The sequence below is a fragment of the Luteibacter sp. KNZ12-1A genome (genome assembly GCF_056755675.1).
In genome coordinates this window covers 1-909 of record NZ_JBPGXU010000200.1, presented here as the reverse complement: position 1 = coordinate 909, position 909 = coordinate 1, and the positions used below count along the sequence as shown (strand labels likewise).

Sequence of the window (909 nt, the reverse complement as noted above, 5' to 3'; positions counted from 1 at the left end):
AGATGTGTATAAGAGACAGGCTCCCACCGAACCCGGGCATGCAAGGTCGGCTCCCACCAGGCTGAAACGCCACGCTTCGCTCCTCGCGATCGTCCTCATCGCACTGCTGCTCACCGCCTGCGGTGGCTCCCGTAACGCGCGCCCCTCGTCGCGCGGCGGCAGTTCCACGGCACCCAGCGGCGGCCGCTACGACGACATCCGCAAGTCGCAAGGCTCGCGCTATCGCTCTCGTTCGGACAGCGTTCCCACCGATATCCCGGACGTGAACAAGCTTCCGGAACCGGTGCCGAAGGTGGAACCGCGCTCTCTTTACGGCAACAAGTCGCCGTACTCGGTGCTCGGCCAGACCTACAACGTGCTGCCGAGTCCGCGCGGGTACGTGGAACGCGGCATCGCCTCGTTCTACGGGAACAAGTTCCACGGCTACAAGACCTCGAGCCTCGAGGAATACGACATGTACCAGTTCTCGGCGGCGCACAAGACCTTGCCGTTGCCGAGCTATGCCCGTGTCACCAACCTCGAGAACGGCAAGAGCGTCATCGTGCGCATCAACGATCGCGGCCCGTTCCACGAAAACCGCATCATCGACCTCTCGTTCGCCGCGGCCGTGAAAATCGGCGTGTGGCCCAAGGGCACGGGGCTGGTGGAGGTGCGGGCGATCGACCCCAACGACCCGGGTAGCGATCGCGGGGCGCCGTATGTGAACACGGCGCCGAAGCCGGCTCCGATCACCGCGCCGCCTCCGCCACCGCAGCGTGCGGTCGCGGCTTCGGTGGGGACCGGCCCGGTGCGGGCCAACCCGGTGGGGGGCCAACCAGATTGGGCTGACCGGGGGCCGGGACCAGCCCAAACCCACACCGGTTGGGACCCCCAAGCATTAGGCCCGGACCAAAGAAGACTCATAAAAAA

At 65.9% G+C, this 909-nt stretch carries 1 protein-coding gene; it reads left to right on the top strand.

All coding sequences use genetic code 11. The annotated features are described in order from the left end of the window. Positions 1-4 precede the first annotated feature (4 nt). The coding region (locus ACR9ZJ_RS19330; RefSeq protein WP_481288684.1) for a septal ring lytic transglycosylase RlpA family protein at positions 5-909 on the top strand (905 nt) is incomplete at its 3' end.